The sequence below is a fragment of the Pseudomonas beijingensis genome (genome assembly GCF_030687295.1).
In the GTDB taxonomy this organism is placed as follows: Bacteria; Pseudomonadota; Gammaproteobacteria; order Pseudomonadales; family Pseudomonadaceae; genus Aquipseudomonas; species Aquipseudomonas beijingensis.
In genome coordinates this window covers 3,413,948-3,428,635 of record NZ_CP117425.1, presented here as the reverse complement: position 1 = coordinate 3,428,635, position 14,688 = coordinate 3,413,948, and the positions used below count along the sequence as shown (strand labels likewise).

The window sequence follows — 14,688 nt, the reverse complement described above, 5'->3', positions numbered from 1 at the left end:
GAAACTCCTCGCAGGCTTGCCGGCAGTTTACGCCAATCATCGCGCCGGACAAAGTCCTAGTATTTTTGTCAGGAAAGCGTCCGACGGCAGGGGGGTCTGCCGCCGGACAGGCCGATCAAAGGTTCTGGTAGCGATTCATGTCCAGCACACCGCTTTCCACGGGCTCCGTCTCCAGGATGTACTGGCTCAGGTCATGGAAGTAGTACCAGAACTGCGGATGGCTGCGGCGAATCCCCCAGCGCTCGACAATCCGCTCTAACGCCGGCCCATCCTGGGCGCCTTGCATGGCTTCGACGAATGCCGGCACTTGCCCGGCCGGAATGTTGAACATGAAGTTCGGATAGCTGCTGAGCACGCCCGGGTAGACCGTCAGCGTGTCCAGCCCCGGCTGGTAGCGCCGCTCCTCACCCAGCAGAAACGCGACGTTGCTGTGGGCACGATTGCGCAGCAGGCTGTAGATCTCTCGGTGACCGCTGGCGGTTTCGATACGCAACAGGGTCGCTTCCGGCAGTTGGTCGATCACCTTGAGCCCCGCCGCCGGGCGTGACACCAGCCGACTGAGGGCCTGCTCGGCGTTTTGCAGCGTCGGGTCGATGTTCGGACGCGAGCAATAGGCGCCGTCGCAACGGTTGATCGGATCGGGGCGCGCGTTCAACTCGCCATAACGGGCCAGCAATTGCTGGGTGAAATCACCCTTGGGGTCGCGTTCGTCAAGCTTGAGGGCGGTCGGCTTGTCATCGTCGATGGCCTCGTAATCGAGCCACATCTTGAATTTGCCGCCGGCCTGGTACCAATCGTCAAGGTAGCCTTCCCGGGAGTCGGCCGGCATCAGGCGCAGGAAGTTCTGTTCCGCACCGTTGCGGATCAAATCGAAATACAACCGGGTCTGGGCTTGATGGGAGACGTTGCCGAACACGTCGAAATTCACCGCCAACTGATAGTAGGTCCGCTCCAGCAACGGGAAGTCGAACAACCACATCGTCTGCGGCACCTCCCCGATCAGCCCCTTGGTGACCGAAGCACTGTCGAAATGCCGGAAAATGCTCAGCAGCGCGTTGTCGTTGCCGGCCCACAGCGTCGACCAGCTCGGCGCCGGCAGCTCGGCATAGTTGTCGCGGCGCAAGGCCTCGTACTCGTTGCGTTTGTCGCGGTAGTCGAGCCACAGGCTGAGGACGCTGCCCACGTCATCGTTCTGCCCCGGCATCGCCAGCAGCGGCGTGGCCTGACCGCGGTAGTTCGGGTCGGTGATGTACAGGTCGTGTTCGGGGTCCTGGAACAGCGCCCAGAAATTGTCGCGGATCACGTCGGTAGCAATCTGGCCCCGGCACACCGGCCCGCGAATGAAGGTGCGCACGAAATATTCGGCGTTATCGAGCATGAATTGGTAGCGGGCCTGGGCCGGGATCGCTTCGAAGGTGGAAAACGGATTGGCCCGGCGCTCCGGACCGTATCCCGGCAACGCGGCGACCTGCCACTTGCCGCTGTAGAACAGGCTCTTGATCCGCGCCATCTTCGCCGCGCTCAAGCCGTAGGTGATGTGGGTCTTGTGCACGATCACCCCTTGCACCGGCCAGAGCCGATAATAGACGCGAGTGCCGGGATCATCGTTCGGGCGGCGGGTGTTGATCAGGTCGATGGGCTGGCCCGTGGGCGTGCGCGAACGCACCCATTGGAAGAAATGCCCCGGTTCGCCGTCCTTGAAATAGATGTGCGCCAGGAACCAATGTTCGAATAACCAGCGAGCCACCAGGCTTTCCCGGGCACCGGGGGCGTTGAGCAGGTTTTCCCATTGCACCACTTGCAAGGCTTCGGCGGCACTTGGGGCCAGGGCCTGCTGATCGATGGGTGCGCCGGCGGCCAGCCAGCGCTGCAGGGTCTGGTATTGCTGGTCGGTCAGGCCGGTGACGGCCAGGGGCATGCCTTCCTTGGGATGGCTGCCTGCGTATTCGTCGAATTGCCCCGGCATCGGGCAGCTATTATCCCGGTTGAGCCCGAGCACGATGTCTTCCGGTAGCTTGGCGTTGGGCTGCAGCGGCGTGCGGTGGCCCAACTCCAGCATGCGCGCCATCAGCGCAGCCTGGCTGCCCTGGGCGTCGAGCACAGAATAGAAGCCCTTGCGTTGCCAGGCATGCGGGCCAGAGGCGTCATAGAACAAGCGGGTCGGATCGGCCGCCTGGCCCCTCTCGCCGTCATACACCGACAGCTTGCTCGCGCCCCGTGCCGCACCTTCGCCGCTGCCCAGGTTCAACTGGCAGGCGGAGTCATAGCAGGCATGACAGGCCACGCATTTTTCCGTGAAGATCGGCTGGATGTCGCGGGTGTAGGAGATCGCGGGAGCGGGATTCCCGGCGGCTGCGCTAAAAGACAACGACAGCAACAGACTGCCGAATAAGACGCGGTACGGCATGTCTCGGGTCCCTAAGAGATAATCCGCCGATTCTACCGGGCCAGCATCGCCTTGCAAACATGAGCGATATTCATGCAAAAGTCCCTCATGATCAAATCCTACGCAGGTTTGCTATTATCCCGGCCTTCGTAATGGTCTTTTTTTCCAGGTAGTCCTATGTCCGATCGCAGCGCTCGCCTTTATCTTCTCCAGCAAGCCCTCAAGGAACGCATCCTGATCCTCGACGGCGGCATGGGCACGATGATCCAGAGCTACAAACTGGAAGAACAGGACTACCGCGGCAAGCGTTTCGCCGACTGGCCGAGCGACGTCAAAGGCAACAACGACTTGCTGGTGCTCAGCCGTCCAGACGTGATCGGTGCCATTGAAAAAGCCTACCTGGATGCCGGCGCCGACATTCTGGAAACCAACACCTTCAACGCCACCCAGGTGTCCCAGGCCGACTACGGCATGCAGGGCCTGGCCTACGAGCTGAACCTGGAAGGCGCGCGCCTGGCCCGCCAGGTAGCCGACGCCAAGACCCTGGAAACCCCGGACAAGCCGCGCTTCGTCGCTGGCGTGCTCGGCCCGACCAGCCGCACCTGCTCGCTGTCGCCGGACGTGAACAACCCCGGCTACCGCAACGTGACCTTCGACGAACTGGTGGAGAACTACACCGAGGCCACCAAAGGCCTGATCGAAGGCGGCGCCGACCTGATCCTGATCGAGACCATCTTCGACACCCTGAACGCCAAGGCGGCGATTTTTGCCGTGCAAGGGGTCTATGAAGAACTGGGCGTCGAACTGCCGATCATGATCTCCGGCACCATCACCGACGCCTCCGGCCGCACCCTCTCCGGCCAGACCACCGAAGCCTTCTGGAACTCGGTGGCCCACGCCAAGCCGATCTCCGTGGGCCTGAACTGCGCCCTCGGCGCCAGCGAATTGCGCCCCTACCTGGAAGAGCTGTCGAACAAGGCCAGCACCCACGTCTCGGCCCACCCCAACGCCGGCCTGCCCAACGAATTCGGCGAATACGACGAACTGCCGGCCGAGACGGCCAAGGTCATCGAAGAGTTTGCCCAGAGCGGCTTCCTGAACATCGTCGGCGGCTGCTGCGGCACCACCCCGGCGCACATCGAAGCCATCGCCAAGGCTGTGGCCGGCTATGCGCCGCGGCAGATTCCAGACATTCCCCGGGCTTGCCGCCTGTCCGGCCTGGAACCGTTTACCATCGATCGCAGCTCGCTGTTCGTCAACGTTGGCGAGCGGACCAACATCACCGGTTCCGCCAAGTTCGCCCGGCTGATCCGCGAGGACAACTACACCGAAGCGTTGGAAGTGGCCCTGCAACAGGTCGAGGCCGGCGCGCAGGTGATCGACATCAACATGGACGAGGGCATGCTCGATTCGAAGAAGGCCATGGTGACCTTCCTCAATCTGATCGCCGGCGAACCGGACATCTCCCGCGTACCGATCATGATCGACTCCTCCAAATGGGAAGTGATCGAAGCCGGCCTCAAGTGCATCCAGGGCAAGGGCATCGTCAACTCCATCAGCATGAAGGAAGGCGTGGAGCAGTTCATCCACCACGCCAAGCTGTGCAAGCGCTACGGCGCCGCCGTGGTGGTGATGGCGTTCGACGAAGCCGGCCAGGCCGACACCGAGGCGCGCAAGAAGGAAATCTGCAAGCGCTCCTACGACATCCTGGTCAATGAAGTCGGCTTCCCGCCGGAAGACATCATCTTCGACCCGAACATCTTCGCCGTCGCCACCGGTATCGAAGAGCACAACAACTATGCCGTGGACTTCATCAACGCCTGCGCCTACATCCGCGACGAACTGCCGTATGCGCTGACCTCCGGCGGCGTGTCCAACGTGTCGTTCTCGTTCCGCGGCAACAACCCGGTGCGCGAGGCGATCCACTCGGTGTTCCTGCTATATGCGATCCGCGCGGGCCTGACCATGGGCATCGTCAACGCCGGCCAACTGGAGATCTACGACCAGATCCCGGTGGAACTGCGCGACGCCGTGGAAGACGTGATCCTCAACCGCACCCCCGAAGGCACCGACGCCCTGCTCGCCATCGCCGACAAGTACAAGGGCGACGGCAGCGTCAAGGAAGCCGAAACCGAGGAATGGCGCGGCTGGGAGGTGAACAAGCGCCTGGAGCACGCGCTGGTCAAGGGCATCACCACCCACATCGTTGAAGACACCGAGGAATCGCGGCTGTCGTTCGCCCGGCCGATCGAGGTCATCGAAGGCCCGCTGATGGCCGGCATGAACATCGTCGGCGACCTGTTTGGCGCCCGGCAAAATGTTCCTGCCCCAAGTGGTCAAGTCCGCCCGTGTGATGAAGCAGGCCGTGGCCCACCTGATCCCGTTCATCGAGGCGGAAAAAGGCGACAAGCCGGAGGCCAAGGGCAAGATCCTGATGGCCACGGTCAAAGGCGACGTCCATGACATCGGCAAGAACATCGTCGGCGTTGTGCTCGGCTGCAACGGCTATGACATCGTCGACCTGGGCGTGATGGTGCCGGCGGAGAAAATCCTGCAGGTGGCCAAGGAGCAGAAGTGCGACGTCATCGGCCTGTCCGGCCTGATCACCCCGTCCCTGGATGAGATGGTGCATGTGGCGCGGGAGATGCAGCGCCAGGACTTCCATCTGCCGTTGATGATCGGTGGCGCCACCACCTCCAAGGCCCACACGGCGGTGAAGATCGAGCCCCAAGTACAGCAACGACGCGGTGATCTACGTCACCGACGCCTCCCGCGCCGTGGGCGTGGCGACGCAGTTGTTGTCCAAGGAGCTCAAGCCGGCGTTCGTCGAGAAAACCCGCCAGGACTACATCGACGTACGCGAACGCACGGCCAACCGTAGCGCCCGCACCGAACGCCTGAGCTACCCCGCCGCCGTGGCCAAGAAGCCACAGTTCGACTGGAGCAGCTACCAACCGGTCAAGCCGACTTTCACCGGTGCCAAGGTGTTGGACAACATCGACCTGAACGTCCTGGCCGAATACATCGACTGGACCCCGTTCTTCATCTCCTGGGACCTGGCCGGCAAGTACCCGCGCATCCTCACCGACGAAGTGGTCGGCGAAGCGGCCACCGCACTGTACGCCGATGCCCGGGCAATGCTGCGCAAGCTGATCGACGAGAAACTCATCAGCGCCCGCGCCGTGTTCGGCTTCTGGCCGGCCAACCAGGTGCATGACGACGATCTGGAAGTCTACGGCGACGACGGCAAGCCACTGGCGCGCCTGCATCACCTGCGCCAGCAGATCATCAAGACCGACGGCAAGCCGAACTTTTCCCTGGCCGACTTCGTCGCGCCAAAGGACAGCGGCGTGACCGACTACGTTGGCGGCTTCATTACCACCGCCGGCATCGGCGCCGAAGAAGTCGCCAAGGCCTACCAGGAGGCCGGCGACGACTACAACTCGATCATGGTCAAGGCCCTGGCCGACCGCCTGGCCGAGGCCTGTGCCGAATGGCTGCACCAGCAGGTGCGCAAGGAACATTGGGGTTATGCCCAGGACGAGACCCTGGACAACGAGGCGCTGATCAAGGAGCAATACACCGGCATCCGCCCTGCCCCCGGCTACCCGGCCTGCCCGGACCACACCGAGAAAGCCACCTTGTTCCGCCTGCTCGACCCCGAGGCCAGCGAACTGAAGGCCGGGCGCAGCGGCGTGTTCCTCACCGAACACTACGCGATGTTCCCGGCGGCAGCGGTCAGCGGCTGGTATTTTGCCCATCCCCAGGCGCAATACTTCGCCGTGGGCAAGATCGACAAGGACCAGGTCCAGAGCTATACCGCGCGTAAAGGTCAGGACTTGAGTGTGACGGAGCGCTGGTTGGCGCCGAATTTGGGTTACGACAACTAAGTCTGCGGCAATTGAGGATGCTCTTCATTCGTAATCTTGTGTGGAGAGCATCCTGGAGTGCAATGATTGACGCAAACTGCGGCCTCGGCGTGCAGCGGGAAAAACCATATCCACGACAAAACTTTTAAATACACGCAACCTGCAAAGCTCGCATTATTTGCGCAGCGAAACAGCCACCTTTATGGGTATTTTCCAATCAGAATCAGGACTTTGAGCTTCCAATTCAAGTAGACCGTTGTAATAACCTGGCAACAAATCGGCATTACCAATATCAATGGAGGTATATTCAAGCCGAAGAATCGTTGTAAAAGGACCTGTACAAGCTGCATAAACATTCATGGGTGATTTGCATCTTTCCTTGAGACGGCTGGCTCGGAGCCTGACAGTTACGTCATTGCCTTCGGCATTTAGTAACTTCACAGAAAGTAGCGAGGAATTTCCCAAGCCATTTGCCACGAGCCTTATCGGGCCTACCTCTGGCGATAGGGCAACGATGGCGACGTTTGTCGATTCCCCGCCAGGAATACTGAGCACAGCAGCTGCTTGCCCATAGGTATTACCGGGATGACTGACAAGCATCATGCGCAAGCCCGGCAACTCTGCCTTATAACTAGTCAGACGCGTGGTATTTTCCCTCCATACACGGGCCATATCTGCAGTTTGGCTGTTGCCCAACGGCAAACCATGAGCATCATTGACTGCGGGGGTGGAATAATAAGGAGCCCCGTTACCGCAAAGGTAGGTCCGGGATTGGCCATTGTTATAACCAAAATTATATCTGGCCGGATTATCATTACAGTGCATTCCGCCAGCATTGTGCCCAACTTCATGACGAAAAGCGGTTGGCTGTGCCCAGTTGTTAACACTCGTATAGCCAGGCGCAAAAGCTCTTCCCCCCGCATCCCCTACCACGGAGTAAGCTGCACTGACGTCAGTGCCATAGAGGGTTCTGTAAGGCGCCAGCATAGTCTGCCAAGCGCGCAATCCTGCCTCCGAAGTATCGTGGGTCACGTCAAAAACATTTACTGCGGCGAGTCGCAAGGAAAGACTCTCAACCCGTGAATTCCTGAGGCCGAGATTGGCTGACTCCAGTTGTGCCAGAGCAAAGGCGACAGGGTCTGTGTTCAATCGACCCAAGGCATAGGCGGTGTAAGCCACCAGCATATCGATATAGCGCGTCTCGCCGGCCTTTGAATTGTCCTTCGCAGGCGGTGAAGTCTCAGACATCTCAACGGTGTCAGGGGTCATATAGTCATAGGGCGGTTCTGGGGTAAAAGTGCTTTTCCCCTGCGCATCGACCACTAGCAAACCACGTTTGCCGGGCTCATCGACAATCGCGGTGACCGTACCGTCAGGTGACCTGACCACCACTAATGAGCCAGTCTCACCGTCGCGAGTATATAAATTGCCGCTTTCTACCGTATAACCCTGCTCAACCTTGATCGCTGAGCGCTCAAAGCGTGCGCTACCGATCACATCGGCATACACGCTGGCAGACGTTGCTTGTGGCGATTCCTCACGACTATTGGTTGTCGCGCTGACGAGGCTGGGTAGAGCGAGCGCAAACGCAAGCGCAGCCAAACGGGAAAAACCCGCTGCTGCGAACGAATTTCCAATGTTCATGGCGTAGTCCTTGTATGACAAGAACCCTGAGGCTGATCCCATTACACCTGGACAGCCACTGTCAGAAATGACAGTGGCGACGAGAGGTTCACAAGATTTGGATTCCGCTATTCACCTCGGCCGGAGCAAACACCTTGAAGGTCAACGCCAGTCGTTGACGATTGGGCTACCGCAGGCTGCGATCTTTTGTCTATGCTTGTCCCAAACACATGGCAGACGAGGGATTTATGGACGATCCAGTCGACAACAAGCCGCCAACCCTCTGGCAAATGCTCCACAGCGTGGGAGCGGCGGCCTTTGGCGTGCAAAGCGGCAAGAACCGCGCCCGCGACTTCACCCACGGCAAGCCGAGTCACTTCATAGTCCTCGGCATCCTGTTTACGGTGGTTTTCGGGTTGACGTTGTATGGGATCGTCAATTTGGTGCTGTACTTTGCGGGTGTATAGAACGTATCTGCACAGTATGGAACTCGGTCTCTTTCGAACCGAAACAGTCACATTGCCCGTCTCCCCTCCCGTACTGAGCCGCCGTACTAGCGACGCCCCAGCGCATCGAGCGAAAAGGCATAGCGCTCGCCATCCGGGTGGGACACCAGGCTGAAGCGCTTGAAGTCCAGGCGGTAGTCCTTGGCGGGATTCATGTTCAACCAAATGCGGGCGCGGGCCGGATCGAGGGATTGCATCAGGTCGACCTGCTGGTTGTAGCCGCCGTGGCGTGCGAGGTCGACGCCTCGGGCGTGATCATGGAGCAGCACCATGGCAAAGCCACCCAAGCTGAAATGACCGGTGAACAGAACGCTCAAGCGCCCGTCGATACGTGCCTGGAGGGCCGCCCTGGAGCTGTTCATCGCGCTGAACAACACATCCTTGCCTGGCTGGCGACCTGCCTCCTCGAACGCCTGCATGACACCCAGGGCCATTTCATCGTTGGCCGACCAGACCAGCTCGGTCCGCGGATAGCGCTTGACCAACTGGCTCGCCTGATCATGAGCCCGGTCGCGACTCCACTCGCCATAGACCAATTGACGCAGATGCACTTGCGGGTGCTCGGCCAACGCCCGGAGCAGGCCTTTCTCGCGCAGTTGCGCCGAAGGGGTGAATTTCCTCCCGGAAAAGGCCAGCAAGTCGAGCGTCTGCCCAGGCGCCAGCGGCCCGTATTGGCGCAAGAGTTCCTTGAGCATCAGGTAACCACTGCGTTCGTCGTTGGGCACCAGGCTGCCTAGCAGCTCGGGAGGCGGGTTACCGCTCTCTGCCAGCAGGCGACTCTGGTCACTGGTCAAGGTGTTGTTCACCAGGAACAGCTTGACCCCACTGCCCTGCGCCAACTGCAAGATTCGCGGGGCGACATACTGTTCGTTGACCAATACCAGGTAGTCTGGACGGTCTTTCGCCGTGACGACTTCGCGTGCCTGGCGAATCATCGCCTGGGGATCGCGCTCGGCATATTCCACGCGCAGCCGCAAACCCAGTCCGCTTGCCGCCGCTTGCATGAATTCGGTGTAGTTGACCCAGAAGGGCTCGGTGGAGTGCCCCGGGTTAAGGAACACGACTGAAGGGGCAACCGACCCGGCGGCCAAAACCTCGGCCGAAGCAGACACCGCACTGGCGGTCTGGGCTTGAGCCCAGAATGACAGGCATAACAGCCCAAATAGCCTGCAGATAAACTTCGACATCCCGCCCGCCCCGAATAATACGCCACCCAGTATAACGACCCGGGTGGCGAACGGGCACATGAACACGAGACCTTCATGTGGCCTGCAACGGCTCGAACTTATTGATGACTGACCCAGAATACTGCGGTGCCCACCACCAGGATAATCAGGAACAAAATGGCCCAGGCATCAACAGTACTGTCGCTTTTCCTTGCTTTGGTCGGATTGCTCATTGCATCGCCTCTTGTCGGTTTTGTAGGTGATTGCATAGGGACTCGACCACAGTTAAGACGATGATTGCCCGTACGACAAATGTGGGTTAGGCAATAATCAATCTCATTAGTCGATTTGGTTCTTTACATATACTCAAACATCACTTTTGCGCATAACTCAAAACAGGTATCTTGCACCGGCTCCCCTAGGAGTGCGCGGCCGTGCGCGCAGAATTGCCGAGGCAGAACCCGATTCCAGCGAGCCAACATGCAGCTGTTTCTGATCGGCCCAAGCCTGAGACCGAGACTTATATGTACGTATATGACGAGTACGATCAGCGAATCATCGAGGACCGCGTCAAGCAGTTCCGTGATCAGACCCGACGCTATCTGGCAGGCGAGCTGAGCGAAGAAGAATTCCGCCCTCTGCGCTTGCAGAATGGCCTGTATATCCAGCGCTTCGCCCCGATGCTGCGCGTGGCTGTGCCTTACGGCCAGTTGACTTCGCGCCAGGTGCGCAAGCTGGCGCAAATTGCCCGTGACTATGACAAGGGCTATGCCCACATCAGTACCCGGCAGAACGTCCAGTACAACTGGCCGGCCCTGGAAGATGTGCCCCAGATCCTGGCCGAGCTGGCCACCGTGCAGATGCACGCGATCCAGACCAGCGGCAACTGCCTGCGCAACGTCACCACCGACCAGTTCGCCGGTGTCGCGGCCGACGAGTTGATCGACCCGCGGCCATGGTGCGAAATCGTTCGCCAGTGGACGACGTTCCACCCGGAATTCGCCTACCTGCCGCGCAAGTTCAAGATCGCCATCAACGGCTCGACCTCGGACCGTGCGGCCATCGAAGTCCATGACATCGGCCTGGAGACGGTCTACAACGCGGCCGGCGAGCTGGGCTTCCGTGTATTGGTGGGCGGCGGCCTGGGGCGTACCCCGGTGGTCGGCGCGTTCATCAACGAGTTCCTGCCGTGGCAGGACCTGCTGAGCTACCTCGATGCGATCCTGCGGGTGTACAACCGCTACGGCCGGCGCGACAACAAGTACAAGGCGCGGATCAAGATCCTGGTCAAGGCCCTGACCCCTGAGGTGTTCGCCGAGAAGGTCGAAGCCGAGATGGCTCACCTGCGTGGCGGCCAGACCACCCTGACCGAGGCCGAAGTGCATCGCGTCGCCAAACACTTCGTCGACCCGCAGTACAAAGCGCTGGGCAACCAGGACGCAGAGCTGGCGGCCCTCGACAAGGAACACCCAGGCTTCGCCCGCTGGCGCACCCGTAACACCCTGGCCCACAAGAAGCCGGGTTATGTCGCGGTGACCCTGTCCCTGAAGCCGACCGGCGTCGCGCCGGGCGACATCACCGACAAGCAACTGGACGCCGTGGCCGACCTGGCCGAGCGCTACAGCTTCGGCCAACTGCGCACCTCCCACGAGCAGAACATCATCCTGGCGGACGTTGAACAGAGTCAGTTGTTCACCTTGTGGGGCGAGCTGCGCGAGCAAGGCTTCGCCACCCCGAACATCGGCCTGCTTACCGACATGATCTGCTGCCCCGGCGGCGACTTCTGCTCGCTGGCCAACGCCAAGTCGATCCCTATCGCCGAATCGATCCAGCGTCGTTTCGACGACCTGGACTACCTGTTTGACATCGGCGAGCTGGACCTGAACATTTCCGGCTGCATGAACGCCTGTGGTCACCACCACGTCGGCCACATCGGCATCCTGGGCGTGGACAAGAAAGGCGAAGAGTTCTACCAGGTCTCCCTGGGCGGCAGCGGTAGCCGCGACGCCAGCCTGGGCAAGATCCTCGGCCCGTCGTTTGCTCAGGATGACATGCCTGACGTGATCGAGAAGCTGATCGACGTGTACATCGAGCAACGTACCGAAGACGAGCGCTTCATCGACACTTACCAACGTATTGGCATCGACCTCTTCAAGGAACGCGTCTATGCAGCGAATCATTAAGAACAACGAGGTCATCGACGAAACCTGGCACCTGCTGCCCAAGGACGCGACCTTCGATGGCATCTCCAACTGTGACGACCTGATCGTGCCCTTGGCCCTGTGGCGCGATCATGCCCACGCCCTCAAGGCCCGCGACGGCGGCCTGGGTGTGTGGCTGGACGCCGACGAGGAAGCCGAGGAGATCGGCGACGACGCCAATCAGTTGCAGGTCATCGCCCTGAACTTCCCGGCCTTCACCGACGGACGCAGCTACTCCAACGCCCGCCTGCTGCGTGACCGCTATGGCTTCAAGGGTGAACTGCGGGCGATTGGCGACGTGCTGCGTGACCAGTTGTTCTACATGCGCCGTTGCGGTTTCGACGCCTTTGCCTTGCGCGCCGACAAAGACCCTTACGAAGCCCTCGAAAGCCTCAAGGACTTCTCGGTGACCTACCAGGCTGCCACTGACGAGCCGCTGCCACTGTTCCGTCGTCGCTGAAACAGCCCCATGAAAAAGCCCTGATCCGGGTGTGCCGGTTCAGGGCTTTTTTGTTTTCGGTGTCTCGAGTCCACCACCGCCCCCTGTGGGAGCGAGCTTGCTCGCGATGGCGGTGGGTCAGCTTGCATCTCTGTTGGATGTACCGCCGCTATCGCGAGCAAGCTCGCTCCCACAAAGAGATAGCGGTGAGCCCGGCGCTTCAGCCCACCTCAGACCCACTGTGGGAGCGAGCTTGCTCGCGATGGCGGTGGGTCAGCTTGCATCTCTGTTGGATGTGCCGCCGCTATCCGACGAGCCCGCTCCCACAAAGAGATAGCGGTGAGCCCGGCGCTTCAGCCCACCTCAGACCCACTGTGGGAGCGAGCTTGCTCGCGATGGCGGTGGGTCAGCTTGCATCTCTGTTGGATGTACCGCCGCTATCGCGAGCAAGCTCGCTCCCACACGGGTTAGCGGTGAACCCGCTCCCGAATTACCAGAACCGCTGCTGGGTCAGGCGGCTCCACCAGCTGAGCAGCACGCGGTCCACCGAACCGCTGGCCGCCATGCCAATGCGTTCCTGCAGGCTTTTGCGTTCGGCGTAGTGCAGGTGGTACAGCTCGGCGCCCTTGGCCCGTTCGGCCAGGTACTCATCGCTGGTTTTCAGCTCGTCCACCAGATGTTTGCCCAGCGCCGCGACACCCAGCCAGACTTCACCTGTCGCCACTTCATCGATGGCCAGTTGCGGGCGATAGTTGGACACGAAGTTCTTGAACAGCTCATGGGTGATGTCCAGGTCTTCCTGGAATTTCTCCCGGCCCTTCTCGGTGTTTTCGCCGAACACCGTCAACGTGCGTTGGTATTCGCCGGCCGTCAACACTTCGAAATCGATGTCATGTTTCTTCAGCAGACGGTTGACGTTGGGCAATTGCGCGACGACGCCGATGGAGCCCAGGATCGCAAAGGGCGCGCTGATGATCTTCTCGCCGATGCACGCCATCATGTAGCCGCCGCTGGCCGCGACCTTGTCGATGCAGACGGTCAGCGGCACGCCGGCCTGACGGATTCGCGCCAGTTGCGACGAGGCCAGGCCGTAGCTGTGGACCATGCCGCCGCCGCTTTCCAGGCGCAGCACCACTTCATCCTTGGGCGTTGCCAAGGTCAGCAGCGCGGTGATTTCATGACGCAGGCTCTCGGTGGCCGAGGCCTTGATGTCACCGTCGAAGTCCAACACGAACACCCGTGGCTTGGCCGCCGCCTTGTCCTTGATTTTTTTCCCGGCCTTTTCAGCCTTGCCTTCGGCCTTGCGCAGGGCCTTGAGCTGATCCTTGTCCAGCAGCGTCTGCTCCAGGCGCTCGCGCAGCCCCTTGTAGAAATCGTTGAGTTTGCTCACCTGCAACTGGCCGGACGACTTGCGCCGCCCCTTGCTGCGCAGCGCAGCAAAACTGGCCAGCACCACCAGGATGGCGATCACCAGCGTCACGGTCTTGGCCAGGAAACCGGCGTACTCGATGAAAAACTCCACAGCAACTCCTTAAATGCAATGCGCCACTGAACGCAGGCGCGTAACGGTCCCAGCATACCCATGCGCCTGCGCCGCGACCAGCCAAGAAACCTATGGTTACCTTGACGCGAGCGAGGCAAGACAAGGCTGCAACGGACATTTCAAACAAGCGTATGTTTTTTCATTGACAGCTCACCGCCATCCCCATAACCTCGCCAAACCTTCAACGTACCGGGATGACGCGGACGTGGGCAGTATCTATCTGATTCGACATGGCCAGGCCTCCTTTGGTGCGGACGACTACGATGTCCTCTCGCCCAATGGCGTACGTCAGGCGCAAGTGCTCGGCGGCCATCTGGCCGAGCTCGGTGTCGTATTCGACCGCTGCCTCTCGGGTGACCTGCGGCGCCAACAGGATACCGCCGTCGGTGCGCTGGGCCAGATGTCCGCCGCCGGCATGCCGGTCCCCGAGCTGGAAATCGACCCGGCGTTCAACGAGTTCGATGCCGACCCGGTCATTCGCGCCCTGCTGCCGGACATGCTCCCTCAGGAGCCCGAGGCGCTGCATATCCTGCGCAACGCCGCGCAGAACCGCGCCGAATTCCAGCGCATCTTCGTGCTGATCGTCGAGCGTTGGCTCAGCGGCCGGTATGACCCACCCGGTCTCGAAAGCTGGCTGGGGTTCGTCGAGCGGGTCCAGGCGGGCCTGCAGCGCATCCTGGAGCAAGCCGACAACACCCACAAGATCGCCGTGTTCACCTCCGGCGGCACCATCACCGCCCTGCTCCACCTGATCACCCAGATACCGGCCCGACAGGCCTTCGAACTGAACTGGCAAATCGTCAACACCTCGCTCAACCACCTGAAATTCAGGGGCCGCGAGGTGGCCCTGGCTTCCTTCAACAGCCATGCCCACCTGCAACTGCTGAAGGCCCCGGACCTCATCACCTTTCGCTGAGTCCGGATCACTGTAGACCCTTGCTGTACCACCCAAATA

8 protein-coding genes and 1 pseudogene are annotated in these 14,688 nt (G+C 60.7%); 5 read left to right on the top strand and 4 right to left on the bottom strand.

Going from position 1 to position 14,688, the window contains the following annotated elements; translation table 11 throughout:
• Positions 1-115 precede the first annotated feature (115 nt).
• Positions 116-2,407, bottom strand: coding sequence for a fatty acid cis/trans isomerase (locus tag PSH84_RS15580; protein WP_305481342.1), 2,292 nt, complete (start codon positions 2,405-2,407; stop codon positions 116-118).
• Positions 2,408-2,563: 156 nt separating this feature from the next.
• Between PSH84_RS15580 and metH the strand changes: the two are divergent.
• Positions 2,564-6,276 (top strand): annotated as a pseudogene (gene metH / locus PSH84_RS15575) (methionine synthase).
• Positions 6,277-6,429: 153 nt separating this feature from the next.
• On the opposite strand, the gene PSH84_RS15570 reads toward metH, so the two are convergent.
• Positions 6,430-7,899 (bottom strand): zinc metalloprotease, encoded by a 1,470-nt coding sequence (locus tag PSH84_RS15570; protein WP_305481340.1) that lies wholly within the window; start codon positions 7,897-7,899, stop codon positions 6,430-6,432.
• Positions 7,900-8,126: 227 nt separating this feature from the next.
• On the opposite strand from PSH84_RS15570, the gene PSH84_RS15565 reads away from it, so the two are divergent.
• The gene (locus PSH84_RS15565; RefSeq protein ID WP_122568192.1) at positions 8,127-8,345 is read left to right on the top strand and encodes a DUF2970 domain-containing protein; all 219 of its coding nucleotides are present in this window, start codon (positions 8,127-8,129) and stop codon (positions 8,343-8,345) included.
• An 86-nt stretch (positions 8,346-8,431) separates the two neighbouring features.
• Here the strand turns inward: PSH84_RS15565 and PSH84_RS15560 are convergent, their stop codons facing one another.
• The gene (locus PSH84_RS15560) at positions 8,432-9,571 is read right to left on the bottom strand and encodes an ABC transporter substrate-binding protein (protein WP_305481339.1); all 1,140 of its coding nucleotides are present in this window, start codon (positions 9,569-9,571) and stop codon (positions 8,432-8,434) included.
• Positions 9,572-10,074: 503 nt separating this feature from the next.
• Here PSH84_RS15560 and PSH84_RS15555 point away from each other — a divergent pair.
• Both PSH84_RS15555 and PSH84_RS15550 read left to right on the top strand, forming a co-directional pair.
• A complete protein-coding gene (locus PSH84_RS15555) occupies positions 10,075-11,733 on the top strand; it encodes a nitrite/sulfite reductase (protein ID WP_122568191.1) in 1,659 nt (552 codons plus the stop codon).
• On the top strand, positions 11,717-12,211 hold the full coding sequence (locus tag PSH84_RS15550; RefSeq protein ID WP_053121484.1) for a DUF934 domain-containing protein: 495 nt from the start codon (positions 11,717-11,719) through the stop codon (positions 12,209-12,211). Before PSH84_RS15555 ends, PSH84_RS15550 begins: the two co-directional genes overlap by 17 nt.
• 469 nt (positions 12,212-12,680) lie before the next feature.
• On the opposite strand, the gene sohB is transcribed toward PSH84_RS15550, so the two are convergent.
• On the bottom strand, positions 12,681-13,712 hold the full coding sequence (gene sohB, locus PSH84_RS15545) for a protease SohB (protein ID WP_305481337.1): 1,032 nt from the start codon (positions 13,710-13,712) through the stop codon (positions 12,681-12,683).
• A gap of 226 nt (positions 13,713-13,938) precedes the next feature.
• Here sohB and PSH84_RS15540 point away from each other — a divergent pair, with 226 nt between their 5' ends.
• The gene (locus PSH84_RS15540) at positions 13,939-14,649 is read left to right on the top strand and encodes a histidine phosphatase family protein (protein WP_305481336.1); all 711 of its coding nucleotides are present in this window, start codon (positions 13,939-13,941) and stop codon (positions 14,647-14,649) included.
• Positions 14,650-14,688: the final 39 nt, after the last annotated feature.

Excerpts from the sequence above, each read along its gene's own strand:
- PSH84_RS15570 (WP_305481340.1), bottom strand. The coding sequence starts at position 7,899 with ATGAACATTGGAAATTCGTTCGCAGCAGCGGGTTTTTCCCGTTTGGCT.
- PSH84_RS15555 (WP_122568191.1), top strand. The coding sequence starts at position 10,075 with ATGTACGTATATGACGAGTACGATCAGCGAATCATCGAGGACCGCGTC.
- PSH84_RS15565 (WP_122568192.1), top strand. The coding sequence starts at position 8,127 with ATGGACGATCCAGTCGACAACAAGCCGCCAACCCTCTGGCAAATGCTC.
- PSH84_RS15560 (WP_305481339.1), bottom strand. The coding sequence starts at position 9,571 with ATGTCGAAGTTTATCTGCAGGCTATTTGGGCTGTTATGCCTGTCATTC.
- PSH84_RS15550 (WP_053121484.1), top strand. The coding sequence starts at position 11,717 with ATGCAGCGAATCATTAAGAACAACGAGGTCATCGACGAAACCTGGCAC.
- PSH84_RS15580 (WP_305481342.1), bottom strand. The coding sequence starts at position 2,407 with ATGCCGTACCGCGTCTTATTCGGCAGTCTGTTGCTGTCGTTGTCTTTT.